The organism is Streptococcus sp. M143 (assembly GCF_000162495.1).
GTDB lineage: Bacteria > Bacillota > Bacilli > Lactobacillales > Streptococcaceae > Streptococcus > Streptococcus dentisani.
Map to the genome: position 1 here is coordinate 874,995 of NZ_GG730097.1, position 26,708 is coordinate 901,702.

At 42.2% G+C, this 26,708-nt stretch carries 30 protein-coding genes; all 30 read right to left on the reverse strand.

From position 1 onward, the window contains the following. Positions 1 to 2 precede the first annotated feature (2 nt). Complete coding sequence (locus tag HMPREF0850_RS10910; protein WP_000814968.1) at positions 3 to 464, reverse strand: ECF transporter S component; 462 nt, start codon at positions 462 to 464, stop codon at positions 3 to 5. Beyond that, positions 442 to 1,215, reverse strand: a complete 774-nt coding sequence (locus HMPREF0850_RS10915) for a bifunctional hydroxymethylpyrimidine kinase/phosphomethylpyrimidine kinase (RefSeq protein WP_000794795.1) — start codon at positions 1,213 to 1,215, stop codon at positions 442 to 444. The genes HMPREF0850_RS10910 and HMPREF0850_RS10915 overlap by 23 nt, the downstream gene beginning before the upstream one ends. Beyond that, the gene (gene truA / locus HMPREF0850_RS10920; protein ID WP_000199155.1) at positions 1,205 to 1,954 is read right to left on the reverse strand and encodes a tRNA pseudouridine(38-40) synthase TruA; all 750 of its coding nucleotides are present in this window, start codon (positions 1,952 to 1,954) and stop codon (positions 1,205 to 1,207) included. Before truA ends, HMPREF0850_RS10915 begins: the two co-directional genes overlap by 11 nt. A 96-nt stretch (positions 1,955 to 2,050) precedes the next feature. Continuing rightward, on the reverse strand, positions 2,051 to 3,202 hold the full coding sequence (locus HMPREF0850_RS10925) for an MFS transporter (protein ID WP_000808699.1): 1,152 nt from the start codon (positions 3,200 to 3,202) through the stop codon (positions 2,051 to 2,053). Positions 3,203 to 3,314: 112 nt separating this feature from the next. Further along, the gene (locus HMPREF0850_RS10930; RefSeq protein WP_000775196.1) at positions 3,315 to 3,938 is read right to left on the reverse strand and encodes a Pr6Pr family membrane protein; all 624 of its coding nucleotides are present in this window, start codon (positions 3,936 to 3,938) and stop codon (positions 3,315 to 3,317) included. 2 nt (positions 3,939 to 3,940) lie between these two features. Further along, entirely contained in the window at positions 3,941 to 4,279 is a 339-nt protein-coding gene (locus HMPREF0850_RS10935) for a zinc ribbon domain-containing protein YjdM (RefSeq protein WP_001061600.1), read from the reverse strand. A 209-nt stretch (positions 4,280 to 4,488) separates the two neighbouring features. Beyond that, complete coding sequence (locus HMPREF0850_RS10940; RefSeq protein ID WP_000229887.1) at positions 4,489 to 5,007, reverse strand: Dps family protein; 519 nt, start codon at positions 5,005 to 5,007, stop codon at positions 4,489 to 4,491. A 149-nt stretch (positions 5,008 to 5,156) separates the two neighbouring features. Next, positions 5,157 to 6,938 (reverse strand): ABC transporter ATP-binding protein, encoded by a 1,782-nt coding sequence (locus HMPREF0850_RS10945; protein ID WP_000857082.1) that lies wholly within the window; start codon positions 6,936 to 6,938, stop codon positions 5,157 to 5,159. A gap of 8 nt (positions 6,939 to 6,946) precedes the next feature. Next, positions 6,947 to 8,683: an ABC transporter ATP-binding protein gene (locus HMPREF0850_RS10950; protein ID WP_000965831.1), complete on the reverse strand. Its 1,737-nt coding sequence runs from the start codon at positions 8,681 to 8,683 to the stop codon at positions 6,947 to 6,949. 178 nt (positions 8,684 to 8,861) lie between these two features. After that, on the reverse strand, positions 8,862 to 9,620 hold the full coding sequence (gene tpiA, locus HMPREF0850_RS10955; RefSeq protein ID WP_000087899.1) for a triose-phosphate isomerase: 759 nt from the start codon (positions 9,618 to 9,620) through the stop codon (positions 8,862 to 8,864). Between the two features lie 96 nt (positions 9,621 to 9,716). Then, on the reverse strand, positions 9,717 to 10,394 hold the full coding sequence (locus HMPREF0850_RS10960; RefSeq protein ID WP_000220739.1) for a DnaD domain-containing protein: 678 nt from the start codon (positions 10,392 to 10,394) through the stop codon (positions 9,717 to 9,719). A gap of 8 nt (positions 10,395 to 10,402) precedes the next feature. Then, positions 10,403 to 11,347, reverse strand: a complete 945-nt coding sequence (gene metA / locus HMPREF0850_RS10965; protein WP_001122727.1) for a homoserine O-acetyltransferase MetA — start codon at positions 11,345 to 11,347, stop codon at positions 10,403 to 10,405. Positions 11,348 to 11,533: 186 nt separating this feature from the next. After that, the gene (locus tag HMPREF0850_RS10970) at positions 11,534 to 12,046 is read right to left on the reverse strand and encodes an adenine phosphoribosyltransferase (protein WP_001049316.1); all 513 of its coding nucleotides are present in this window, start codon (positions 12,044 to 12,046) and stop codon (positions 11,534 to 11,536) included. A gap of 119 nt (positions 12,047 to 12,165) precedes the next feature. Continuing rightward, the gene (locus HMPREF0850_RS10975; RefSeq protein WP_000943033.1) at positions 12,166 to 12,603 is read right to left on the reverse strand and encodes a GNAT family N-acetyltransferase; all 438 of its coding nucleotides are present in this window, start codon (positions 12,601 to 12,603) and stop codon (positions 12,166 to 12,168) included. 73 nt (positions 12,604 to 12,676) lie between these two features. After that, on the reverse strand, positions 12,677 to 13,366 hold the full coding sequence (rplA, locus tag HMPREF0850_RS10980; RefSeq protein WP_001085675.1) for a 50S ribosomal protein L1: 690 nt from the start codon (positions 13,364 to 13,366) through the stop codon (positions 12,677 to 12,679). Positions 13,367 to 13,573: 207 nt separating this feature from the next. Further along, positions 13,574 to 13,999, reverse strand: coding sequence for a 50S ribosomal protein L11 (gene rplK / locus HMPREF0850_RS10985; protein ID WP_001085808.1), 426 nt, complete (start codon positions 13,997 to 13,999; stop codon positions 13,574 to 13,576). Between the two features lie 123 nt (positions 14,000 to 14,122). Then, complete coding sequence (ldcB, locus tag HMPREF0850_RS10990; RefSeq protein WP_000747742.1) at positions 14,123 to 14,839, reverse strand: LD-carboxypeptidase LdcB/DacB; 717 nt, start codon at positions 14,837 to 14,839, stop codon at positions 14,123 to 14,125. 14 nt (positions 14,840 to 14,853) lie between these two features. Continuing rightward, positions 14,854 to 15,315, reverse strand: a complete 462-nt coding sequence (locus HMPREF0850_RS10995; protein WP_000335637.1) for an HIT family protein — start codon at positions 15,313 to 15,315, stop codon at positions 14,854 to 14,856. Between the two features lies 1 nt (position 15,316). Further along, positions 15,317 to 16,354, reverse strand: coding sequence for a M42 family metallopeptidase (locus HMPREF0850_RS11000; RefSeq protein WP_001076931.1), 1,038 nt, complete (start codon positions 16,352 to 16,354; stop codon positions 15,317 to 15,319). Between the two features lie 100 nt (positions 16,355 to 16,454). Beyond that, positions 16,455 to 17,780 carry a branched-chain amino acid transport system II carrier protein gene (gene brnQ / locus HMPREF0850_RS11005; protein WP_001074598.1) on the reverse strand — a complete coding sequence of 442 codons (1,326 nt, stop codon included), beginning with the start codon at positions 17,778 to 17,780 and terminating at the stop codon, positions 16,455 to 16,457. Positions 17,781 to 17,964: 184 nt separating this feature from the next. After that, positions 17,965 to 18,252, reverse strand: coding sequence for a rhodanese-like domain-containing protein (locus tag HMPREF0850_RS11010; RefSeq protein ID WP_000658242.1), 288 nt, complete (start codon positions 18,250 to 18,252; stop codon positions 17,965 to 17,967). A 21-nt stretch (positions 18,253 to 18,273) separates the two neighbouring features. Then, entirely contained in the window at positions 18,274 to 18,765 is a 492-nt protein-coding gene (locus HMPREF0850_RS11015; RefSeq protein WP_000340325.1) for a prolyl-tRNA synthetase associated domain-containing protein, read from the reverse strand. A gap of 12 nt (positions 18,766 to 18,777) precedes the next feature. Beyond that, complete coding sequence (locus HMPREF0850_RS11020) at positions 18,778 to 19,362, reverse strand: uracil-DNA glycosylase family protein (RefSeq protein WP_000078136.1); 585 nt, start codon at positions 19,360 to 19,362, stop codon at positions 18,778 to 18,780. A 53-nt stretch (positions 19,363 to 19,415) separates the two neighbouring features. Continuing rightward, the gene (gene pepV / locus HMPREF0850_RS11025) at positions 19,416 to 20,816 is read right to left on the reverse strand and encodes a dipeptidase PepV (protein ID WP_000125036.1); all 1,401 of its coding nucleotides are present in this window, start codon (positions 20,814 to 20,816) and stop codon (positions 19,416 to 19,418) included. A 12-nt stretch (positions 20,817 to 20,828) separates the two neighbouring features. Further along, complete coding sequence (locus HMPREF0850_RS11030) at positions 20,829 to 21,434, reverse strand: nitroreductase family protein (RefSeq protein WP_000670179.1); 606 nt, start codon at positions 21,432 to 21,434, stop codon at positions 20,829 to 20,831. Between the two features lie 185 nt (positions 21,435 to 21,619). After that, positions 21,620 to 22,141, reverse strand: coding sequence for a hypothetical protein (locus HMPREF0850_RS0103425; protein ID WP_000720915.1), 522 nt, complete (start codon positions 22,139 to 22,141; stop codon positions 21,620 to 21,622). Positions 22,142 to 22,292: 151 nt separating this feature from the next. Beyond that, positions 22,293 to 23,138: a metallophosphoesterase family protein gene (locus tag HMPREF0850_RS11035; RefSeq protein WP_001015769.1), complete on the reverse strand. Its 846-nt coding sequence runs from the start codon at positions 23,136 to 23,138 to the stop codon at positions 22,293 to 22,295. After that, positions 23,128 to 24,975 (reverse strand): excinuclease ABC subunit UvrC, encoded by a 1,848-nt coding sequence (uvrC, locus tag HMPREF0850_RS11040; RefSeq protein ID WP_001061175.1) that lies wholly within the window; start codon positions 24,973 to 24,975, stop codon positions 23,128 to 23,130. Before uvrC ends, HMPREF0850_RS11035 begins: the two co-directional genes overlap by 11 nt. Before the next feature lie 101 nt (positions 24,976 to 25,076). Continuing rightward, on the reverse strand, positions 25,077 to 25,778 hold the full coding sequence (locus HMPREF0850_RS11045) for a M57 family metalloprotease (protein WP_000498558.1): 702 nt from the start codon (positions 25,776 to 25,778) through the stop codon (positions 25,077 to 25,079). Positions 25,779 to 25,884: 106 nt separating this feature from the next. Beyond that, positions 25,885 to 26,664: an alpha/beta hydrolase gene (locus tag HMPREF0850_RS11050; protein ID WP_000290046.1), complete on the reverse strand. Its 780-nt coding sequence runs from the start codon at positions 26,662 to 26,664 to the stop codon at positions 25,885 to 25,887. Positions 26,665 to 26,708 lie beyond the last annotated feature (44 nt).

Sequence of the window (26,708 nt, forward strand, 5' to 3'; positions counted from 1 at the left end):
CTTTACTTAATTTTCTTAATACTCTGACTAAGCACAAACCCTACAACCATACCCACGATATTTTGCAGGAAGTTTGGTAGGATTTCTGGTAGGGCTGCCGCCCAGCCATTCATCAAAGTTGAACCCAAGGCGTAGCCTCCTACCATCGCAATAGTAGCTAAGATAAGGCCCAGCCACTGAGATTTCCCTTTAAATCCTGCGAAAAATCCCTGCAAGCCATGGTTTACCAAGCTAAAGAACATCCACTGTGGATAGCCTGATATGAGGTCAATCAAGAAACCTGCTAGTCCTCCAACGACAGCCCCTTCACGACTACCAAAGTAGAAGGCTGCAAAGAAGACACCCGCATCTAAGAGAGTTAGAATGCCTGTTGGTGTTGGGATTTTTAAGAAATAACCTAGAACCACAGAAAGGGCTGTCAAAAGAGATACTAGGGCGATTTTAGTTGTTTTGGTTTGCTTCATATTGTCTTACTCCATATTGATCTGCTTGTGCAATAGCACGGTAAACGAAAGCTTTAGAACTCTCTACTGCTGGTAAAAGTTCATCCCCTTTAACCAAGTGACTGGCAATGCTTGAGGCAAAGGTACAACCTGCACCAGCATTTTGGCCTTGGATAACGGGATTTTCTAGGACAGTGAAGGTTTGCCCATCATAAAAGACATCCACAGCCTTGTCCTGGCTAAGGCGATTGCCTCCCTTGATAATGACCGCTGGCGCTCCTAATTCATGCAATTTCTGCGCTGCAGCCTTCATATCTTCCAAGGTTTTAATCTCCTGACCAGCTAATAATTCTGCTTCAGGGAGATTTGGCGTAATCACGCTAACATGAGGGAAAAAGCGAATCAACTCTTGACAGAGTTGGCTGACAGCTACATCGTGCGTTTCCTTGCATACCAAGACTGGATCTAGAACTACAGGCACCCCTGGGTGTTGCTTGATAAAGTCCAAGGCCTTCTCAGCCACACTGACAGTAGGGAGAAGGCCAATCTTAATCCCCGCAAACTCGACATCACGCAAGCTGTCTAGCTCATGTTGAAAAATAGTATCAGCCGTAGGAAAGACTTCAAAACCCTTTTCTGTCACAGCCGTCAAACAAGTCACTGCTACAAAGCCATGCAAGCCATTCAAGGTATAGGTGGCCAAATCAGCTGACAGACCACCACCACTAAAAATATCATTTCCAGAAAGGGCTAAAATACGATTATTCTTCATAACGAATCTCCTTTAAATACAAGCCATTCGGTGCTGCCGTTGGGCCTGCAAGTTGCCTGTCCTTCTTCTCCAAGATGAGGTCAATCTGCTCAACTGGCATTCGGTTGTTTCCGATCTTGAGAAGAGTCCCCACCATATTGCGAATCTGCTTATACAAAAAACCATTTCCTGAAAAAGTAAAGGTCAAAAATTGGCCTGTCTTATCAACACTAAGACTAGCTTCTGTAATGGTCCGAACCTTGTCCTCTACACTAGTCCCAGATGCTGTAAAACCGGTAAAATCATGGGTTCCCTCTAGCTTTTTGATGGCCTCCTGCATCTGCTCCACATCGAGTGGATAAGGAAAGTGAGTGGCATAGTGACGACGCATAGGATTTTTGGGACGCCCCCTATCCACGATAAACTCATAGGTCTTGCTATGCTTGGCATAACGGCAATGAAAATCATCCGCCACAATCTCAATCGAAATCACATCGATATCTTCAGGAGACTGGGTATCCAGAGCAAAACGGAGTTTTTCCTCATTCATTTGATAGGGGAGGTCAAAATGAATGGCCTGACCAAGAGCATGGACCCCACTATCTGTCCTACCAGCACCGTGAACAGTAACCGCTTGTCCTTTATTCAGCCTCGTTAAGGTTTTTTCGATTTCCTCCTGAACGCTCCGCGCATGGGGCTGACGCTGAAAGCCAGCAAAGGCATAGCCGTCATAGGAAATAATTGCTTTATATCTTGTCATAAGTCTTATTTTATCAAGAAATAATCCTGCAAACAAGTTCAAAGAAAGGAAATTGTCTGGGTACAGAAATAATAAAGAAAAAGCTAGGAATCATTCCTAAGCTTTCTTTTGAAGTGCGTACATAACAAAAATAGAAGTGACAATCAACCAGCATCCTAGAATGGTGAAGACCAGCATCCCGTTTTGAGTAACCATACCGACAGCTCCCAGGACGAATGGTGTCGTAAAGGCCCCAAAACTACATCCTAACACTGCAAAAGATGTTGCCTGATTAAGGAGCTTCGCTGGGATTCTTTCAGAAAGAAGCTGAAAGACAGTGGTCAAGGCCACACTATAAGAAAAACCTGCCACAATACTTCCAACTACCATCACACCCAATGACGGAGACAAGGCAATCACAATCTGCCCCAATCCAAAGGCGATGCCTGACCAAAGGAGCAATCTTTCTTTAAAGAGAGAAATCAAGAAAGAAAAACTCACACCAGCCACAATCCCAATCAGCTGCATGACACTAAGAACAAAACTAGATAATTGAGCATCCCCGAGACCTCTTTCCACCATCAAACTAGGGATACGAATGGTGATAGCTGTATTGGTGCAGACAACAACTGCTGCTTCGACAGCCAATAGAAAAATTAAGCCCTTCATCTGTCCCGTCAAACGAGTCATTTCGGCCTCTTTTTTCTTTGTTTCTTTCTTTTCTTTCCCATAAGGGACAAAGAGCAGATAAAGGATCAATACTAAAAATCCCGCACTGTAGGCCAAGAAGGTCACTGTCCATCCCAGGGATAAGAGTTGACCTACCACTAGAGTCAAAATCGACGCCCCGACAACTTCTGCCGATCCTCGAAGGCCCAGCATCTGGATCCGTGTCTTTCCATGATAGCGTTCACTGATAATAGAAATGGCCTTGGCATTGATCATCCCCACACCCAAACCAAATAAAATCCGCATCGCAAAGACAAAGTTGTAATCCTGATACCAGAAGGGGGCTGTTCCCCCGATAGAGAGGATGAGAAGCCCTAAACTAATCTGAAGACGCTCAGGAAACAAACGTTCCAAAAAACCATTTAAAATCAGCATGATCATGATTCCAAAAGAAGGAAGGCTGACCAAGAGCTCGATTTGTTCTTTGGGGTAGCCTTGATAGTAGTCAAACATGGCTGGTAAAGCACTCGAGATGGAAAAGGAGGTAATCAAAACGAGGGAGAGGGCCAAAATACTAGCCCGTTCTAAAAATTGTTTCATGGATTTTCTTTCTATATATTTCTCACTGTTGATCCTTTTAAAAGGAAGATGGCAAGAAAAGAAGGAGCCCGATTGAACTAGAGACTCCGTCCTAACTTTCCTCATAGGGAGACTATTTTCGCTTGATTTGCTTGATCAGATAGAAGATGAAGCCTGCAACCATATACGCCGCAAAAATGATCAAACACCATTTGATAACCACGTCCCAACCCTTGTTCACATTTAAAAAGAAATAAGGGAAGGGATTGTCCTTGGAATTCGGAATATTGAGTTTTAAGACCAGGCCGTTAAACAAGGCAAAAATCATATAAACCAAGGGCAAGATGGTCCACAAGACTGGATCCCAGATCTTGTATCGACCCTGTTTATCAAAGAAGAGGGTGTCGGCTAAAAACCAGAGTGGAACGATATAGTGGCAAAGGAAATTTTCCACACGATAAAAATCTGTCGCAATCGGAGCAAGCATAAAATGGTAAATCACACAGGTAATCATGATACTCATGGTAACGCCACCCTTGAGACGAAGCAAGGTCGGACTTTGCCAATTTTCCCCTGAACGGCTCATCACACGGAGCAGATAACCCGTGAAAATCGTTACCAAAAGATTGGACAACACTGTGTAGTAAAGGAGCATTCCAAAGCCACCGTGCTTGGTAATCTCCAAATAAACTCCTGTAAATGCCGCTAGGAACAAGAACACACGACTATAAAAGATAAATTTATAATTCAGTTTCATGGCTAGATTTTCTTAACAAATTCTGACTTGAGTTTCATAGCTCCAAAGCCATCAATCTTACAGTCGATGTTGTGGTCACCTTCTACGATACGGATATTTTTGACACGAGTTCCTTGTTTCAAATCCTTTGGCGCACCTTTTACTTTCAAGTCCTTGATTAAGGTTACAGTATCGCCGTCAGCCAATTTATTTCCATTGGCATCAATAGCAACAACGCCTTCTTCTACTTCTGCAACTTCCGCAGGATTCCACTCATAGGCACACTCTGGGCAGACCAAGAGACTTCCGTCTTCGTAGACATATTCTGAATTACATTTTGGGCAATTTGGTAAGTTGTTCATGGGTTCTCCTTATAACATTTCACTATTTTTTGAAGATCAAAATTTCTCGAACAGCAACTATTATACCGTAAAATCCTACTTTTGACAATGTGTCCTAAGTCCAGCAGACAAAAAATCATGCAACTGTTTACAGTTACATGACTTTTAAAAGATGATTGGTCATGGGCACTTATCAAGCACCTCATGATAAAAGGGGTAGCAACTATATCTTACAAACCAGGAGCTTGTCCAAGTTCTGCCGCAAGCATCCAAACTGTTTTCTCAAGTTCAGCCTTAGCACCAACAAAGATATCGTTTGTAACATCATCGCCTTCTTCATCAGTCACATCCAAAGCTTTTTGGAAAAGAGTGATGAGGTAGCGATAAATCGCTAGAACACGTTCCAAGCTTTCTTCAACGTTACGGAATTCTCCTTCTTCTTCTTCAATTTCACTGTGTTGAAGGAACTCTGTCAAAGTTGAGTAAGGTCTGCCACCAAGGGTGATCAAACGTTCGCTGATTTCATCAAGATAGCCATCAAGACTATTCATGTATTCATCCATTTTTGGATGCCATACTAGGAAACCACGGCCACGCATATACCAGTGAACTTGGTGAAGGGCGATGTGAGCCACATACAAGTCCGCCACTGCTTGGTTCAATACTTCCTTTGTTTTTGCCAATGCTACTGGCGCTGCTTTAGATAATGTTGTTACGTCTTTTACTGCTTCTTTTTTCAATTCAACCATAATTCTTACCTCTTTTCATTTTTTTATAACCACTTCACAGTAGCTATAATACAAGTATACTACTCCCAGAAAACAATAGCAAGGAAAGTGTACTATCTGAGAAAAGTTTTAATAGACTGATAATTTAAGAAAAATCTGGACAGCTTTGATTAGCTGACTTGATCAGATTTACCCGAAAATTGGCTTTGGTACAGATCATAATAAAAGCCTTTTGCTTGGAGCAAGCTTTCATGATTTCCCTGCTCAATAATCTGTCCATCCTTAAGAACGAGAATCTTGTCTGCTTCTTGAATGGTAGAGAGACGGTGGGCGATGACAAAGCTGGTTCTTCCTTTCATCAAGCGTTTCATAGCTTTTTGAATCAAGAGTTCCAAACGGGTGTCAACAGAGGAAGTCGCTTCATCCAAAATGAGAATTTTAGGATTGGCTAGGAGAGCACGCGCGATGGTCAAGAGTTGTTTTTGCCCGAGGGAAATATTGCTGGACTCTTGGTTCATCTCCATGTTGTAACCACCAGGAAGAGTTCGGATAAAGTGGTCTACATTTGCCGCTTTGGCAGCTTCTATTATTTCTTCGTCACTGGCGTCAAGATTTCCAAAACGTAGATTTTCTTTGATAGTACCTTCGTAGAGCCAAGCATCCTGCAAGACCATCCCAAACTGACGGCGGTAGTCTTGTCGTGACAACTGGCGAATATCCTGCCCGTCAACCAAGATTGCACCTGCTGTGACATCGTAAAAACGCATAAGCAGATTGATTAAGGTTGTCTTACCAGCTCCGGTCGGACCAACAATCGCTACCATCTCTCCTGGTTGAACTTCTAGATTAAAGTCTCGAATCAATGGTTTGTTTTCAACATACTGGAAATCAACCTGCTTAAAGGTTACCTGACCCGTTAAAGGTTCAAGGATTTCGAGTTCTTCTCCCTTGACTTCCTCTGTTTCATCCAAAATGTCGAAGATACGATCGAGCGAAGACTTGGCACTTTGCATTTGACCCGCAAGTTGTGTGATGTTTTGGATAGGCTGGCTGACCTGCCAAACGTACTGAACAAAGGCCTGCATATTCCCCACTGTCAAACGACCCGCAATAACCTGCAAACCACCAAGAACTGCAACGATCAGATAGGTCAAATCCGATACGGCATGAAGGGCGGGCATCATGAGTCCAGAGATAAAGCTGGCTTTAAAACCAACACGTTGGAGATCGTCTGTAATCTTAGAAAATTCTTTATGAGAAGTTTCCTCACGACCATAGAGTTTCAAAACATTAAAACCTGTGAGATTTTCCTGCACATAGCCATTCATCCGTCCTAAAATAGCTGCCTGCTCTTTAAAATAAGGCTGAGAACGTTTCAGGATGCTTCTGGCACCGAAATAGGTCACTGGAATGGATAGAATCACCACTATAGCCAGTTGAAAGTTCAAGTATAATACCATTCCCATCACGAGGACAATCGTCAGAACGGCATTGACAATTTGGAGGAAAGACTGTTGAAGAGCGTTGGACACTGTCTCAACGTCACTGGTAAAGCGCCCCAACAAATCACCAAATTGGTGTTTGTCAAAGAAAGATACTGGGATACGATTGATTTTCTCGGTCATTTCATTTCGCAGATCCTGGGTCATGGACTGGACTGCATTGGTCATGAAATAGTTGGAATAATAAGACCCAAGTTCATACAAGAGACCTCTGAAGAGGTAAATGATTAAAACTGTCCCGATGTAGCCAGTATTGATATGAGCACCTGAAAGGCCATTAGCCATATCTAAGAGATTCTTTGTCAACTCCGTAATGGCTAGCCCCAATACAAAAGGTTCTAAGACACTCATGACCACACTCAAAACTTTTAGAAAGACTGCAAAGAAAACAGAAAAACGGTAGGCTTTTAAATAGCTCCACAAACGAGCCAAACTAGATTGTGTTTTCATATTTCCTCCTATTCTTCTGTTAGAGATGCATTTTTCAACTGCGACTCAGCAATTTCACGATAGATGTCATTTGTCTCCATCAATTCCTCATGTCGACCGCGACCCACGATTTCTCCCTTATCAAGAACGATAATCTGGTCCGCATTCATGATGGTTCCGACACGTTGAGCAACAATTAAAACTGTTGCATTCTGTGTTACTTCCTTGAGACGACGGCGCAAAATAGCATCCGTAAGATAATCCAAGGCTGAGAAAGAATCGTCAAAAATATAGATATCAGGATTCTTTATAACCGCTCTGGCAATTGAGAGACGTTGTTTCTGTCCTCCAGAAAGATTGCTTCCACCTTCAGCTAGATGGGTCGCAAAGCCCTCTTCTCGGCTTTCGATAAAATCTTTGGCTTGCGCCACGTCCGCTGCCTGATTTAAGTCTGCTGAACTTGCATCTTCTTTCCCATAGCGAATATTTTCAGCGATAGTTCCTGTAAAGAGTAAGGCCTTCTGCGGAATAAAACCAATTTTTTGACGGAGAGACTTGAGGCGGTAATCCCTCACATCGACACCATCAACCTTGATTTTCCCAAGGGTGACGTCGTAAAAACGTGGAATCAATTGCACAAGAGAGGACTTTCCAGATCCGGTCGATCCGATAAAAGCAATGGTTTCACCTGGTTTGGCGCAGAACGAAATGTTGTGCAAAACAGGATTTTCCGTCTCACCTGGATAAGCAAAGGTGACATTTTCAAATTCCAAATAGCCGTGAGTTTCAGTTTCTCTGATACCTCCTTCATTTGGATCAATGGAAATCGGCATATCCATGACTTCTTTCAACCGTTCACTCGAAACAGCTGTACGAGGGTACATGGTGAAGAGGCTGGATAAGAAAAGGAAGGACAAGAGAGCGTGGAAACTATATTCGATAAAGGCTACGAGGTCCCCAATTTGAAGAGAACCTTGCTTGATAGGATTCAGAGCAAACCAAACAATAGCCACAATCATGGCAATGATAATCTGAACAAACAATGGTTCTGTCATACCAGTTAGTTTAAACAGACGATTAGAATTATCTGCATAGACCGCATTTTGTCCTGCAAAGCGTTCCTCTTGAAACTCTTCACGAGCAAAAGCACGAATGACACGGAGCCCCATCAGATTTTCTCTAACGTATTGATTGATCTTATCTAAGGTAGCCTGCTGTTTCTCTGACAAAGGGCGAGTCTTGACAGCCACATAAATAACCACCACAGCCAAGAAAGGTACTGCAAAAGCTACTATCCAAGCCAATGACGGGCTGGTCAAAAAGATCATTAAAATACTAGACAACATCATCATGGGAGTGATGACACCCAGTTTTAAGGTCTGTTCTGCAAACTGCATGAGAACAAAGGCATCACTGGTAATACGAGTAACCAGTGAAGACACTCCTATCTTTTCATATTCATGATGAGAATACTCTTGTAATTTGGCATAGAGATCATCCCTCATATCCTTGACCATATTGGTCGTTAGCTTACTAGCAGCATAGGCTAAGACTATACGCCCCAAGGTTCCACATAGGATAATCACCAGCATAATTGCAGCCCAAACATACAATTGCTGTTCATTCCCTTTATTCACACCTTCATCAATCATCCGAGCCAGAACGGTTGGCAGTCCAAGATTGACGATAACAAAGAAAACCGCTCCAAGGAAATCCAAGAATAACCACTTGGGATATTTTTTCAAATAAGACCAAATATAGAGCATAACTCCCCCTTTCATAACCTTTTGATACAGAAAAGAGCGCACATCTGCACGCCTTTCCTTCCCTAAGGAACTTTCCTAGTCGGAAAAATTCCTCTTTCACAAGAATACTCCAAGTAAAAACAAGACAGGCAGTCAAAGTCACCTGGTACCTTTGACTGTCTGTCTGGAATAAGTTAGATTATTTTACAAAATCAAGCAATGCCAAGAAGCTTTCAGCTTCAAGTGACGCACCACCAACAAGGGCACCGTCAACGTCTGGGCAAGCCATGTATGAAGCAACGTTTTCAGGTTTAACAGAACCACCGTATTGAACACGAACTTTGTCCGCAACTTCTTGACCAAAGTCAGCCGCTACAACGTCACGAACTACTTTACACATTTTTTGTGCGTCGTCTTGTGAAGCTGATTTACCAGTACCGATTGCCCAGATTGGCTCATAAGCGATAACTGATGCAGCAACTTGTTCAGCTGTCAATCCAGCCAATGCAGCAGATACTTGTGCACCTACGAATTCAGCAGCTTTACCAGCTTCGTAAGTTTCAAGTGACTCACCACAACAGATGATTGGAAGCATACCGTTTGCAAAGATCGCTTTTGCTTTTTTGTTGATATCTTCGTCAGTTTCATGGAAGTAGTCACGGCGTTCTGAGTGACCGATAACAACGTAGTCAGTACCGATTTCTTTCAAAACTTGTGGGCTAGTTTCACCAGTGAACGCACCTGCATTTTCAAAGTAGCAGTTTTGAGCAGCAACTTTAAGGTTTGAACCTTTAGCAGCAGCAAGAACAGCTGTCAAATCAACTGCAGGAGCTGCGATACCTGCTTCAACAAGGTCTGATGAAGGAAGTTTTGATGCAACGGCTTCAACGAATGCTTTTGCTTCTTCTGGATTTTTGTTCATTTTCCAGTTACCAGCGATAAATGGTTTACGTGACATTTCACATACCTCTTTTTTCATTTTATTCACTATTATTCTATCATATTTATAAGGAGCTTGCAAACCTTACTCTAATTTTCAAAATTTTTCAAGCGACTAATCTTGCCACAAATTCATAGCATCGAGGAAATCAGCCGAAGCCTGAACTTGTTTGGGATTGTTGGCTTCTCGCTCTGCTCGTTTGGCCTCTACCTGAGCCACAGACTGAATACCTTCATGGCGCCAGTTTCGAAGGATGGCCTGAATATATTTCCAGTTTGGCTTGCCATTTAGAACAGCCTCTCGGAGAGCTTCTTTGATCAAATCCGCCTTGATCCCATCTTCTTTGACAGTCTTGGAAAGATCTTCGATTTCAAATGGCGTTAACAAGCGTCCTAATTCCTGCTGAAAAGTCTCAACCAGATCCTTCAATTGATTTTGCGGGTTTGGGGCAGTTGTAGCTGGAGTCTGACTGTCCAACAAGTTATCCAAGCGTTCAAAGGCCAAACTAGCATCAAAAATAAGCTCAATTTCCCCATTTAGTTCAATGGTACGATATTGTAGCAAACCATTTTCAGTCAAGTTTGAAATGGATTGGTTGACATCTGCAAGTTCTTTTCCAATAGTTTCTGCAATTTGGCTTGGCGACAGCTCATCCAAAGCAGATGTATTTTGTAGATAAAAAAATTGCCAGACGAGAAAATCATCACTAGAAGGAAAGAGTTCCTTAAAATGCAAGAGCAGGGCACTTGGCAAAACCAAGTTCCCTGATTTGAAAGCGTCAAAATATGTCATAATTCCTCTTATAAATATCCAAATGCAGCCGCATCATCCTCTACCTTTCTCCAGTCAAAAGGGGTTTCTTGATAAACTGCATAGTTAACCCAGTTACTGAAAAAGAGAGCAGCTGAAGAAGACCAACAGAGACACGGTGTCTCATTCACATCATCATTTTTGAAGTAATTTTCTGGAATGTGAGGATTAAGTCCTGCCTCACAATCACGAAAATACTCTTTTGCTAGAGTATCACGGTCATATTCTAAATGACCAAAACTATAAATTTCACGAAGATCCCGACTGGCTAAAATAGAAACACCGACTTGTTCTCCCTCAGAGAGGATTTCCAGATTGGTTTTTCCTAAAATTTCCTCCTTATAGATCTCAGTATGACGAGAATGAGGAGCTACATAGCGATCATCAAAACCACGAAAGAGAAGATGGCCCTCTTTCAAGGTATCCTGCGGGTAAATGCCTGATAATTTCTGAGCCATCTGGTGTTTTTCAACTCCATAGCGCGCATAAAGACCTGCTTGGGCACCCCAACAGATATGCAGGGTAGAAAAAACATGTGTCTTGGACCATTCGATGACCTGCTTAAACTCCTCCCAGTAGTCCACCTCCTCAAAAGGCAAATGCTCGACTGGTGCTCCTGTGATAATCATTCCATCAAAAAAGTCATCCTTGACCTCTGGAAAGGTCTTATAGAAGGTTTCCATATGTTCGGCACGGGTTGTCTTGGAACGGTGTGTTTCCATATATAAGAAATCAATATCTAATTGCAAAGGGGTATTAGCCAAATGCCGTAAAAGTTGCGTTTCTGTTACCATCTTTTGAGGCATGAGATTTAAAATCAAAATCTTCAAGGGGCGAATATCCTGATGAGCGGCCCGTTGGTCGTCCATAACAAAGATATTTTCTGTCCTTAAAATCTCCACAGCTGGTAATTTTTTATCAATTCGAATCGGCATAATACCCTCCTAACAGTTCTCTATTTCGGGAATGATGTTGTCTGTTTGAAAGTAAAAACCTCCAAATACTTCTTCCCTTTATTATACTGTATGAAGATATAGTTTTCAATTATAGTTTTTCTCTAACTAGCTATAGTTAATTTATATAGCAGATGAAGAGAAAACAGCCCCAAGGACTGTTTTTCATTAATAATGCATAAGTACCTTGTAATCGTAATCTCCGATTTTTTCACGGCCTTTAAGCTCATCCAACTCAATCAAGAAAGCACAACCGGCTACAACTCCACCGAGTCTTTCGATCATTTCGATGGTCGCTTTAACTGTTCCACCTGTCGCCAAGAGGTCATCTACGATGAGAACACGTTGACCTGGTTTGATCGCATCAGCATGCATGGTCAAGGTATCAATACCGTACTCTTTTTCATAGTCAGCAGAAATCACTTCACGTGGCAATTTCCCTGGTTTACGAACGGGAGCAAATCCAATCCCCAACTCAAAGGCAACGGGACAGCCGACAATAAATCCACGAGCTTCTGGTCCCACAATCATGTCGATCTTCTTGTCTGTTGCATACTGAACGATTTCACGAACAGCATAACTATAAGCATTACCATCTGCCATCAATGGGCTGATATCACGGAAGGTGATGCCTTCCTTGGGATAATTTTCAATCGTTGCGATATAATCTTTTAAATTCATCTTTTTCTTTCTTTCAAAGTTTTTTACTCTCTATTATACCATATTTTTTGTGAAAGAAGAAATAGAAGATTTTTATTTGCTAATCCATGATTTCGTTCTGACTATTTGAGATTCAAGCTTTAATCCAACCATTGAATATAGGCTGTTTTATCTTCACTATTATAACCAGCTCCTTTATAAAAATTCTGAGTACTTGCATTTTTAGAACCTGTCAGAAGCATCATCTTATAACAATTTTCCTCTTTAGCTATCTGTTTAGCGTATTCAAGACAAGCGCTTGCATACCCTTTCCCTCTATCTTCTTCTCGGGTCACCACATTTTCTATCAAAGCATAGGGTCTCACACCTCTTGTCAAATTGGGAATAATGACACAAATACAGGAGGAGACTATTCTTCCTTCCACCTCTTTCACGATAACATGATGGCGCTGGTCGGAAATCATCTCACTCCATACTTGTTGCAAATGAAGACTATCTTCTGGGATTTCTTTCTCATGTAAGGACAGGTAGAGATTTAATAATTCAAATAAATCCTCCTGTACAGCTTCTCTCAACACTTTTATTTCCTCCAATCCTTTGTTGATAGATTTGAATAAAAAAACTCTGACCGAAGCCAGAGATTCTAGTTAATTAAAGTGAGTTCACGTCAACCTTGATACCAACACCTTGAGTAGTTGTGATTGTCAAGTTTGTTACGTAAGTTCCTTTAGCTGTAGCTGGTTTTGCTTTTTGGATTGTTTCGTTGAAAGCTTTAAAGTTTTCAACCAATTTTTCAGCTTCAAATGATACTTTACCGATGATTGCTTGAACGTTACCTGCACGGTCAGCACGGTAAGTGATTTTACCACCTTTAGACTCTTCAACTGCTTTAGCAACATCCATTGTTACAGTACCAGTTTTAGGGTTTGGCATCAAGTTACGTGGTCCAAGGACACGTCCTAGACGTCCAACAAGAGCCATCATGTCAGGTGTAGCGATAACTACGTCAAAGTCCAACCAACCGTCGTTGATTTTCGCAACAAGATCATCTTCACCAACGAAGTCTGCACCAGCAGCTTTTGCTTCTTCAGCTTTTGCACCACGTGCAAAAACAAGAACGCGTGAAGTTTTACCAGTACCGTTTGGCAATACCATTGCCCCACGGATTTGTTGGTCAGCTTTTTTAACGTCGATGTTCAAGTTGTAAGCAACTTCTACAGTTGCGTCAAATTTTGCAAAGTTAGTTTCTTTTGCAAGTGCTACAGCTTCTTCTACACTGTATGCTTTTGTGCTGTCGATTTTCTCAAGAGCAGCACGAAGTTGTTTGCTTTTTTTAGCCATTTTCTATTCTCCTTGTAAGTGGTTCAATCGATTTTCATCTCCCACGTCACTCCTCGAAATGATGAAGTCTTGCGGGTATTCAGTCTATTAATTTTCTTTTCCTACTTCGTTAAGTTCCTTTGCTGTACCTAAGTACAAGCATCAGTCACTTGCCTAGTATGAAAAGCAACTAATAGACTGCTGTGAGATTTTCTACTGTGTTATTGATTAGTCAACAACAGTGAATCCCATAGAACGAGCAGTACCTTCGATCATACGCATTGCAGACTCAATGTTTGCTGCGTTCAAATCTGGCATCTTAGTTTCTGCAATTTCTTGTACTTGTGCACGAGTAACTGTAGCAACTTTAGTTTTGTTAGGTGTACCTGATCCTTTTTCAACACCTGCAGCTTTTTTCAAAAGAACAGCAGCTGGTGGTGTTTTTGTAACGAAAGTAAATGATTTGTCTTCGTATACTGAGATAACAACTGGAATGATCATACCAGCTTGGTCAGCTGTACGAGCGTTGAACTCTTTTGTGAATCCCATGATGTTGATACCAGCTTGACCAAGAGCAGGTCCAACTGGTGGAGCTGGTGTAGCTTTACCAGCAGGGATTTGCAATTTTACAAGTTTTTCGACTTTTTTAGCCATTTTTAAATCCTCCTTTGTGGTTTTGGCGGTAATGTAAGATTTTTACCTCCCACAAGTATGCTTTACACATACCCATCTATTATACACTATTTATCTAAAAATGCAAGAGAAAAATTTCTTTTTTTAATCGACGTAATCTCCGCCTTCAAAGCCATAGTACTCTTCCAAACTAAGGCCACTTGCAGCAATTTCTTTGGCTTCTTTTCCAACATAGCGAAGATGCCATTCTTCCGCCATGTAGCCGGTCTCTTTTTCCTTACCTTTGAGATAGCGCACAACAAAGCCATAGTCAGCCGCATGATCCAAGAGCCACTGGGCTGCCTTTTCTTCAGTAACTAAATCACCATCTGTCCCGATAAGGTCAAAAGCAAGACCTGTCTGGTGTTCACTGTATCCAGGACGAGCTGAGTAGCGATCTGCCGCTTCCTTCCCGTCTTGATTCACATAGTCTTGATAAAGTTTGGTTTGAGTTTCATAACTTCTAAAACCACTGTAGTGGTCACTGATCGGGTAGCCAGCCGCTTGCATGGCTGCAATGAGTTTGACCAACTCTGCTTTAGCTGTTGGATTTTCTCCTGGATTATAGTCTTTTGACAAAGGATAGTGCTTATTGGCTACGACGATTTCATCATATTTCCCTTGGATACTATAGTGGTCTCCCTTATTCACAACTTCTGCCTTTTTCTGACTAGAAGCTTGGGATTTGCTCCCTACAGTTCCTTCAGGTTGACTAGTTTGTTCCGTTTTTTGAGTGTTTTCTTCATTTTTAGGTTGTTCTTGAGAACATGCTGCTAGGGTTACTGCCAGCAAACCAGATAAAACGATGTATCTTTTTTTCATTTTTTCTTCCTCTCTTAGACCAAGTGCTTCTCTAATTCATCGGATAAGGCTTTAATCATTTGTTCCAACTCAGGGGATCTCACTTGGCAATCTTCTGCCGCCATTTCTTCCCAGGGCACCCACCAGACAGGACCACGGCCGTTGAGTCCGTGACCCTTCATATCACCTGACCGTCTTGGAAAGAGGTGCCAGTGAGCGTGGGCATCTCCATTTCCTAGAAGTTCGATGTTCATCTTTTCAGCTTTAAACGTTTTGGCAACAGCTTCTTGGACTAAACTCATTTCCTCTAAAAAACGAAGTTTTACAGAAGTCTCCATTTTGTGGAGTTCTGTGACGTGCTCTTTTGCCAGAAATAAGGTATAGCCCTTAAAGTATTGGTGGTCTCCAATAACAACATAGCCTGTTTCTAGTTCTTTTACAAAATAGGGATTTTCCCCTGCCTTGATCCATTCAATTCTTTGACAAATCAAGCACATATTAGTCCACCAATGCACTCTTGAGATAGGCATCAACCATACGCTCTGTCGCCACGACCGAATCAATGTGTGTTCGTTCGTAAGAGTGACTGGACTCAATACCAGCTCCAAGGAGGGCATGCTTGACTTCTGCTCCTGCAGACATAGCTGCTGAAGCATCCGAACCGTAAAATGGATAAATGTCGAGCTTAAATGGAATATCTTGCTCCTTCGCCAAAGCTACCAAGTGTTGACGGAAGTCATAGTGATAGGGACCTGAAGCGTCCTTGACACAGATAGACACTGTGTACTCATCCGTCTGCTGGTCATCTCCCATTGCCCCCATATCGACAGCCAGATATTCTACTACCTGAGCTGGAATATTGGAGTTGGCACCGTGACCAACCTCTTCAAAGACTGAAAAAGCAAAATGAGTCGTCATCGGCAAGTTAATTCCTTCTTCTTTATAAACTCGAAGAAGATTGAGCAAAATTGCTGCGCTGACCTTGTCATCCAAATGACGGGACTTGATAAAACCAGTCTCTGTCACAACAGTTCGCGGGTCAAAGCTGATAAAATCACCGACCTCGATGCCCAAGGCGCGGGTTTCTTTTTCATTGGTCACTTTTGCATCCAAACGCACTTCCATATTGTCCTGTGTGCGTTCTGCAGTTCCTGAATCCTTGTAGACATGGCAAGAAGTTTGGTGGATAAGGATGGTTCCTGATACCTTTTGACCAGTGCTAGCCACATGAACCGTACAGTTCTCCCCTTCAATCATGTTCCAAGGAAAACCACCGATACGATCCAATTTGAGACGGCCATCTGGTTTGACAGCACGGACAATAGCACCCAGCGTATCCACATGGGCAGTCACATAGCGTTGTTGTTCATCATTTTGACCTTTAATGGTCACATTGACACCGCCCTTGGCTGTACGAACAGGCTGGTAACCAAGCTCTTCTAAAGTATGGACTAGGTAGTCTGAAATCTCACGAGTAAAGCCTGTTGGAGATGCAATAGCGGTTAGTTCTTTGATATAGTTTATAGTCTGATTCATTTCTTCACCTCTTTTGCTACCTATTATAGCACATTTCAGTAGAGAGGAAAAAAGAAAAATCACTCCTGTAGAGTTGACTTACAAAAGTGATTTCTATTTTTTATTCCATTTCAAAAACATCGCTTTCTTGCTTGTTTGGTAAAACCAAGGAAAGCAAAATTCCAATAATAGCTGGCACCAACCATGGTAGAGAGGCAGCTGCAAACGGAAGAGCATTGACGAGATTTGCTAGAAACTCAATTTTAAAGGAACTTCCAAGAACACTTGCAAGAGCAATAGCTGTAACAAGCCCAATAGTTAACTGCATGCCCGGTTTTGATAGGGCGACAAACTTATTAACAATCACGATCATCACAATGGCGATGGTGATTGGGTACAAGATTACCAGTACTGGCACTGAGTACTTGATAATGGCATCCAAACCAAGGTTGGCAATAGCAAATCCAATCAAGGTAAAGGCAGTTGCATAAATCTTATAGCTGATTTGCGGGAAACGTCCGTTAAAGAACTCAGCTGTAGACACAATCAAGCCAACTGTCGTTGTGAAGCAGGTTACAGTTACCATAACAGCAAGGAAGAGTTGAGCCGTTGAACCAAAGATTTCCTGAGTTGCTTGTGACAAAATATAAACACCTGGTGTTCCACCCTTGATGGCTTCTGCTGGTACTGGGAAATGATTTCCAAGGAAACCTAAACCAATGTAAAGAGCGCTAAAGGCAAGAGCTACAACGATACCAACCACCCAAATAGTTGAAATGTATTCTTTCTTACTGGAGAATCCAAGTTGTTTCAAGGTTTGAACAGCGATTACGCTGAAGGCCACTGAGGCAAGGGCATCTAAGGTGTTATACCCTTCTAGGAAACCTGTACCAAAGGCAGAAGCTTGATAAGCATCTGAAGCCGCTTGAGGACTTGTTCCACCATATTTAAAGGCACCTAGTACAACTAAGATAACGATAAGCAAAGCAAAGACTGGTGTCAAGATACGTCCGATTCGATCCAAAATCTTTGATGGATTGAGTGAAATCAGATAGGCTGCTGCAAAATACAGCACTGTAAAAATAATCAATCCTAGACCTTTATTTGCTTCAGACAAGAGGGGGCTAATGCCAACTTCATAAGCTGTTGTAGATGTACGTGGAATGGCAAAGAATGGGCCAATCGATAGATAGAGGACTGCAAGATAAAGCGTCGCAAACCAAGGTGAGATTTTCTTAGAAATCTCGTGAATGTATCCTTTAGGGTTTAGAGTTCCAATAATAAGTGTCAAGACGGCAATACCAACACCTGAAAAGACAAAACCTGCGATGGCAGGAAGAAACTGTTCTCCAGATAAAGCACCTAGAGAAGGTGGAAAAATCAAGTTTCCCGCACCAAAAAATATTCCAAACAGGAGCAAGCCTGTTAGAGCACCTTTTTTAGCCATAAAAATCTCCTTCATATTTCTAAAATACTGACCTAGTATACCATGATTAAGACTCTGAAAAAAGTATCCAAAATTAATCATTGAATGTTTTCAATATTTTTAAAAATAAGAATTGTCTAAAAACACAAGCCCTCACTCAGTTAGAACCTAGCAAGGGAAGATTAGGATCTATCGCCATACAGTTTTAAAGATTTTCAAAGGCCGTCATTCCACCTTGGACATTGATGACCTTGTATCCATGCTCCTCTAAGAATTGACAAGCACGAGCCGAACGAATGCCCGACTTACAAATGACATAATGCAAGAGGTCCTTGTCCAATTGATCATAGATATCAGCCAATTGACTAAGTGGTAGGTTCTGAGCACCTTCTAAATGAAGAGCTTCAAATTCATCTACTTCCCTCACATCCAATACAGAAAGTGGCTCTTTCTGGTAAAGTTGGTAAAATGTGTCAAAGGCAATTTCTTTCATGATTTCTCCTTTTTGATGCCTTTAAGGCAAAGTTAAAAACTCATAGGTAAATCCAATTGAATCTAAAAATCGGAATAAGTCTTGAATCTTGATAAAGATTGTTTTTTCATTGGTATTGGGATGGAAAGTCATGATATCCTCTGATACAATGTCCTTATCAAAATAAACTAGAATATCTTTTTCTTCATTGTTCAACAAACCAAAAGGTGAAACCGTTCCTGGCGATAATTGCATTTTCTCAGCCAAAGAATCTGCTGAAGCCATGTGAATCCGATTGGCTCCCACTTGAACTTTAAAGTCAGCCATATCCAATCGTTTCTTGTCACCCATGATGAGCAGATAGTACTGGGTTTTCTTCCTATTGGTCAAAAACATGGACTTAGTCCGGACTCCTTCCATTCCTTCAATATAGCTATCTGCCTGCTCTGTCGTAAATACAGGTGGGTGCTCCACCACATCAAAGGTGATTCCCAACTCTTGCAACTTATTAGCTACTTGTTGATAAGCATCCATAGTTTTTCTCCTTTATTGATGAATAATCTTTTGTACCAATGCTTTCAAATCTGGCACCACTTCTGCCTCAAACCAAGGATTTTTAGCCATCCAGATTTGATTTCGTGGTGACGGGTGCACCAGAGGGAAAAATTCTGGTAGATAGTTTTTGTAGTGTTTTACCCGTTCTGTTACCTTGCCACTAACTTTCTCATGTAAATAGTAGGTTTGGGCATACTGGCCAATCAAAAGGGTCAATTCAATATTGGGACATCCTTTGAGGAGTTGTGGATGCCATTTTTCGGCAAAACCTTTACGAGGTGGAAGGTCGCCTGATTTTCCATGTCCTGGGAAATAAAAGTCCATGGGAATAACTGCAAACAAGCCCGAATTGTAAAAGGTATCTTCATCTACACCTAGCCACTCACGGAGACGATCACCACTCTTATCCTTCCAATAAATCCCAGCTTCTTGTGTTTTAAGTCCAGGAGCTTGACCGACAATATTGATACGAGCTGTCTTTGGCGCTGCAAAGAGAGGCTCAATTCCGCGTTCTGTATAGCTGGTATTCTGTGGATCAGCCATAATGGCTTGCTTGATTCTTTCGATTTGAGACATCTGTTTTCCCTCCAAAAAGAAGTCCAAGCATACAATCTCAGACTTCTATCATTTTATTTGATCAATTCATAAATAGCTTCAGCATAGATTGCTGCTGCTCGGAAGAGATCATCCAAGGCGATAAATTCATTGGCTTGGTGCATGGTATCAATAGAATCTGGGAACATAGCTCCGTAGGCAACCCCACGTTCTAGCAAACGGCCGAAGGTTCCACCACCGATGACTTGTTCATGACCTTGAAGTCCAGTTTGTTTTTCATAGACATTCAACAAGGTTTGAACGAGCGGATCTTCCATTGGCACATAGTGAGGGGTGTGACCGTGTTCAGAAAGGCTAACAGAAGCAACTGACAAGTTTTCAAGAACTGACTTGATGTGCTCTGGGCTTGTTCCTTTTGGATAACGGAAGTTGAGGGCAATCGTATTGTCAGCACTTGTTTCATCGAAGCGGAAGACACCCGCATTCATAGAAAGGGCACCCATCTTTTCATCCACATGAGCCACCTTGAGATTTTTACCCTCATGGTCATTCAAGAGAATCTTACCAGCGATGTCGAGGTAGTCTTTTGCAGGTCCTGCAAAGTCAAACTGACTGAGGAAGAGAGCAAGGTAGGTTGCTCCATTGACACCTGAGGCAGGCATAGCACCATGGGCAGATTTACCAATCACAGTCACCTTATACTGACCGTTTTCTTCTTGAATTTCTCCTCTGAGTTTGTGTTCTGCAACAAAGGCATCTAGTTTCCCTTGCAAGTCAGCCAGGTCGCCTGAAACGACAGCAGTTGCTGATTCAGGTACCATATTTTCACGCAATCCACCTGTGAAGCTGTGAAGACGAGCAACACCTGTATTTTCACCTGCAAAATGGAGGTATTCAGTGATGTTCCCTTTTTCACCATTGATGATAGGGAATTCAGCGTCTGGAGAGAAACCGAAGTCTGGTTTCGCAAGTCCTACATGTTCAAAATAGTAGTCCATGTCTGCCCAGCCTGATTCTTCATCTGTTCCGACGATGAAACGAACTTTCTTAGAAATTGGAAGGCCCAATTCTTTGATGATTTTCAAACCATAGTAACAAGCTGTTGTAGGCCCCTTGTCATCTGAAGCACCACGCGCATAAAGACGACCGTCTTTGATAGTTGGGGTGTAAGGATCTGTGTCCCAACCGCTACCAGCTGGCACCACGTCCATGTGGGCAAAGATTCCGAGAACTTCCTCTCCATCACCAAACTCAAAATGTCCTGCGTAGTTATCAACATTTTTAGTTGGGTAGCCATCGCGATCTGCGATTTCAAGGAATTTCTCCAAGGCTTTTACTGGACCAGGTCCAAAAGGATGCTGCGCATCAGCCTTGCTATCATCACGTTCTGAGTTGATTTCCAAAAGGCTAAACAAGTCAGCCAAGAGGTCTTCTTTGCGTTTTTCTACTTCTGCTGTAAAATCAATTGCTGTCATTTTTTCTTCTTTCTATCTTTTCTCGATGATTTCATCTACTGGCAAGCGGTAGCTTGGTTCCAATTTTTCGTCTGTGTAACCTACCGTAATCAAGAGTTCTGGGCGGAAACGGTCTTCGATATCCAAAACTTCGTTGGCTTTTGATTTGTCAAATCCAAGGATAATATTAGAACCAATTCCCTGGTCTGTCAGAGCCAGAACCAAGTTCATGGCAACCAAACCTGCATTGAGGGCTAGGTAGTCACTAACCTGTTGCTCACTGTAACGTGCAAACTCGGCAGGCAAATTTTTCATAAAATATTGAAGTTGCTCTTCAGAGAAGTTCTTTGCACCACCAACGCGGGCAATCTTGCGAGCGCGTTTGGCTAGGTCTGTATCTGTAAATAGGGCAATGGTTACAGGCGCTGATGATACCTGCTCAAAGTTCGAACCATAAGCCAATTTTGCCAATTCAGCATTTTTCTCACGAACGACCACAAATTTCCAAGGTTGGCTGTTGTGAGCGCTTGGGGCCAAGGTTGCGATTTCAATAGCTGTGCGAACATCTTTGGGATCCACCGGCTGATCAGTGAAATGCTTGGTCGCATGACGTTTTTTGTTTAATTCAAGAAATTTCATAATCGATTTCCTTTTCTAATTCTACTGCTTCCATTCTACCATATTTTGAAAGAGCTTGCAGAGATTTTTCATAGAGTTAGTACTTCTTTCAAACTCTCTGCTATTTATTTGAAGCTCTTTAAGTAGGTATCGCTTTAGATTTGAAGCAATCAAAAAGCAGGTGATCGAACACCTACTTTCTTATATTATTGACCAGATGTGTATGGAGCAATTGCTTTATAAGCCGCTTCCAGCGCTTTCTTCATTGTGTCACGTCCAGTTTTCAACTGTTGAACAAATAGAGTACGAGTTTGTTCTGGCACTACTGTATCATCAGAACCAATACTTGAAAGGCTTTCGTTAAATGACTCTCTTACAGTCTCCATAGACTTAAGCGCTGGTTCAACTTGGGCGTTATATGCTTCTTTTCCACTCTCTGGAATTTTCTCCCCAATTTCAACTGCATGCTTTTTATAATTGTCGACTAGTTTACCAAAGACTTTCTTCACATCTCCAACAGTTTTAGCATTGTCAATTTCTTCATCGGTGATCAAAACAACCTCATTATTTTCTGTCTTTGAACTAGACGTTGTTGATGAAGCCTCTGAAGAAGTTTTCTCTACAGAGCTTGAAGTCTTAGTCGAAGAGTCAGACGTTGTTTTCCCTGAACATGCTGCTAAAACAACAACAGATAAAAGAGCCATACTGGCTGTAATAATTTTCTTCATAATGTTCTCCTTTTTATTAAGAATTAAGTTCATTGTATAACAAAATAATTTCAATGTCAAACTTTAGCTAAGCCATCTTTTCTTCCTTATTGTCTGACTCTTTTCTAAGCGATTCGACTACAAACCTCACTTCAAATTAAGGGCGTCCATTTTATTTCTCACTTTGCAAAAAATCAAAATAGGTCTTTACATCCTCTACATACCCGTGCTTTTCAATTAAACTAGCTAAGAGTTCTAGATTGTGCCCCTGATAGTTATCTTCTCTGCGTAGCTCTTCATACATTTCGATAAAGGGAAGACCCTTGGACTTGGACAATTCTAACTCCGCTTCATAGTCATAAGCGACTTTACGAAACAGGATATTTACCAATTCCCCATCTTCAACCTCTATCACGGCATACTGGGCACGGTGATTTTTTAACGCCTCCCAGTTAAAATAGGGCATACCAATTGTACCTGGATTGATGATTTGTTGCCCTTGGCTGCCATAGCGAAGCAACTGTTTGTGGACATGACCATAGACTGCCACGTCCGTTTCCTCATCTAGGAGTTGGTCAAACTTCTCCGTATCATTGTCAACCAGCAAGTCTCCTCCATAGTTCTTATCAGGCAAATTATGAGAAAGAGAAAAGCGCAGTCCATCAACTTCTTTCTTTTCTAGCATAGGTAAGCTTCGTAGCCAGACAATCGTTTCAGGATCCATTCGCTCCATCAAAAACTGGGTCATGCGCATTGACTGGATTTCTTTCGGATGTTCCAAACCATATTCGCCATCCAAGGCCTCAAGGACATGATCATCCCAATTGCCTCGAACACTTGCTGTGATAGGAAGTTCCTTTAGCAAGGCAATCAAGTCATGAGCACCTGGACCAGGTAGAAAAATATCTCCTAGAAGCCAATATTCACTGACTCCTTGAGCTTTAGCATCTGCAATCACTGCTTCTAGTGCAGTCACATTGCCATGAATATCTGATAAAATTGCGATTTTATGGTTCATCATAATCTCCTTTTGTTTGGTAATCTACTCTCTCTTCTGCCACTTGAGCCAATTCCACTTCTCCCTGAGGGTTCAACTTCCTCTGAACTGCTTCTGCGACTGTTCTTGGTACCCCAACTTCGACAATCTCATCCACACTGGCTTCCTTGATTTTAGTGAGAGATTTAAAATGCTTCATGAGATTCTGCTTGCGTTTAGGTCCTAGACCGTCAATCCCATCCAGTTGTGATGAAAAAGAATTTTTTGAGCGCAGTTGACGGTGGAAGGTGATGGCAAAGCGATGCACCTCATCTTGGATGCGTTGGAGGAGGAAAAATTCCTGAGAATTGCGAGATAACTCCACTACTTCCAGCGGATCTCCAAAGAGCAGCTCGTGGGTTTGGTGCTTGTCATTCTTTTGCAGACCTGCAATAGGAATATCCAAACCTAGCTCTTCTTGGATGACCTGCTTAGCGATATTGACTTGACCTTGTCCCCCATCAATGACAATCAAATCTGGCGGGGTTAAACCTTCTCGTTGTACTCGACCATAACGTCTGCGAATGACTTCACGCATACTGGCATAGTCATCTGGACCTACAACCGTTTTTATCTTGTACTTACGGTAATCCTTCTTACTGGGTTTACCATTGACAAAGACCACCATGGCAGACACCGGACTGGTTCCCATGATATTGGAGTTATCAAAGGACTCGATACGTACTGGGGTCGGGATTTGGAGCAAGCGTCCCAGATTTTCAATAGCCCCTTGGGTCTTTTCGACAGATTTTTCTAGCAGATTGAACTTCTGCTCCAGACTAACACGAGCATTTTTTATGGCTAGATTGACCAGTTGTTTTTTCTCTCCACGTTGGGGTTTGAGAATCTTGGTATCCACCAAGGCTTTGACAGCTTCTTCATCGATATCCTGCGGAATCAGCACCTCATTGGGAACCAGGTGGGATTTTTCTTGATAGAATTGTCCCACGTAGGTCAAAAAATCCTCATCCGGATCATTGTAGTAAGGGAAGAGGTTGACATCGCGCTCGATGAGCTTGCCCTGACGAACAAAGAAAACCTGGACACACATCCAGCCCTTATCCACATAGTAACCAAAGACATCCCGATTTTGAAGATCCTTGGCCATAACCCGTTGCTTGGTCCGAAGCGTTCCAATGGCCTGAATCAGGTTACGGTATTCCGCTGCCCGTTCAAACTCCATACTTTGTGCTGCTACTGCCATTTTACTCTTGAGATCATCGATGATTTTGTCATCCTGTCCTTTTAAGAAGTCAGAAACCTCCTGAGCCATGGACTTGAAATAAGCCTCATCCTTCTTACAGATGGTGTGGGCCATACATTGGCCGATATGGTAGTAAAAACAGACTTTAGACGGCGGGTTGGTACATTTCCGAAAAGGAAAAATCCGATCCAGTAATCGCTTGATTTCATTGGCCGCTCCCACATCAGGATAAGGTCCAAAATAAAGACCTCCATCCTTTTTGACCTGACGAGTAATGATGAGCCGTGGATAGCGTTCATTGGTGATTTTGATAAAGGGATAGGACTTATCATCCTTGAGCATGATATTGTACTTGGGCTGATTTTCCTTGATAAGGTTGATTTCCAGCAGAAGGGCCTCAATATTGGACTCGGTGACGATAAATTCAAAATCCACAATCTCAGATACCAGAGCCTCCGTCTTGGTATCATGACTTCCACGGAAATAGGACCGTACGCGATTGCGCAGATTTTTAGCCTTTCCTACATAGATAATGGTACCGTTTTTATCCTTGTGAATGTAACAACCAGGGCTGGTCGGCAAGAGCTCTAGTTTTGATTTGATCAAATTATTCATAGTTCCATTATAGCAAAAAGCCTGTAACAGGACGAACAAAAAGCCCCACCGATCACTTGATGGAGGAGCTTTGATTTCTTTTCGGATTGCACCGACTTTATCTAGTCGCTACTGGTATAGAGTTCTTGAACAGCCTTCACATCCTGGGGCTGAATTCCATAGTAGGAACCTGCCGGCTGCATGACAGAAATCTCGTTGGTGTGATCCAATCCGATGGCATGTCCCAGCTCATGTTCCGCCGTGTGCACGATCCGTTCATAGGAATAACCATAGTTTGGATTGGATAGATAATAATGATTCAGGCGAACCGTTACAGATATAAATTGATTGGTTAACAAATTGGTTTGACTCTCGGCTTGACCTGCTACAGCGGTCGATCCATCATTCATCTCACTTGCCACAATATCTGCTTGGCTAGAATCTGCGACAACCTCAAAGGTAAAGGCACCCGTTTGATTCCAATTCTTTATAGCTTCTGCATAGGCGCCTTGGAAGGTCTCATCCATTTGAGGCTCAATATAGATGCGAGCTGATGCTTGAGCCCACTTGCCTTCCGCGTGTTGGTGACTGTCTGTCTGAGACAAGACTTCCAGCGTTCCCGTCTCTTTCCATTGATTCCAGCCACCTTGACCAATCTGACTCATTTTTTCAACCTGATTGACCGCAGAATGAAAATCACCAGACAGATACCAAACCACTCCAAAAGCAATGAGCAGTAGAATGACCACAGTCCAAACCAGACGCCAGAAGAAACGCCAAATTCCCAACAGAAATTGGAACAATAATCGAATAATCCAGAACATGACGCTCCACCTTTCATAAAAATAAGAACCTATCTTAAAATCGATGGTCTCCCATAATCAAGATAGATTCTCTATTTTACTCAAAAAAACTGAAAGAAACCTAAAACTAAGATAAGCGCTCTTCCAAAACAAAGTCAATTGGTAGAGTAGCCAAAAAACGCTCCAATTGTTTTTCCCAGTAGTACCACTCGTGCTTACCTGGACTATGACTATAGGTCACCTCAAAACCAAGTTTTTTGAGATTCTTCACCGCTAGATTATTAGCAGAATAGAGATAGTCTTGCTCCCCACACCAAGCCCATAGTTTGGTCTTTTTATCGGATTTTGCGGCCATGTTTTCAAGCGAATGAGGACTAGCTGTCCAGTCTTTAATCTCTCCAAAAACTCCTCGCCAGTAGGCAAGCGATCCCAGATCCTGACTTTCAGGAGAAAATTCTTGAAAACTGAGCGCACCAGAAAAACTAGCCGCATGAGAAAAACGATCGGTTGCGAGAGCGAGTTTGAAGGAGCCGTAGCCACCCATGGAGAGGCCTGCTATGAAGGTCTTTTCTCGCTTGCTGGTCATATTGGGGAAGAAACGTTTCATAACCTGAGGTAACTCTTCTGCTAGAGCAGTAAAGTAGTTAAAACCATACTGGGTATCTGTGTACCAGCCATTGCTAGTATTGGGCATGATAACAATGAGATTAGTCCCGCGCAACAAGCGTTCGACATTGGTACGTTTGAGCCAGCTATTTTGATTTCCTGACATTCCGTGCAAAAGATAAAGGACAGGAATATCTGTGCAATCTGGTTCAGTCACCCGACTGGCATCCGGATAGAGTACGGTAACGCCCCACTCCATATCCAAAACTTCTGAGTAATACTCAATATTCATAACTGCCATGTTTTTCTCCTTTTACTATTCTATAAGAAAAAGCCGAATTTCGA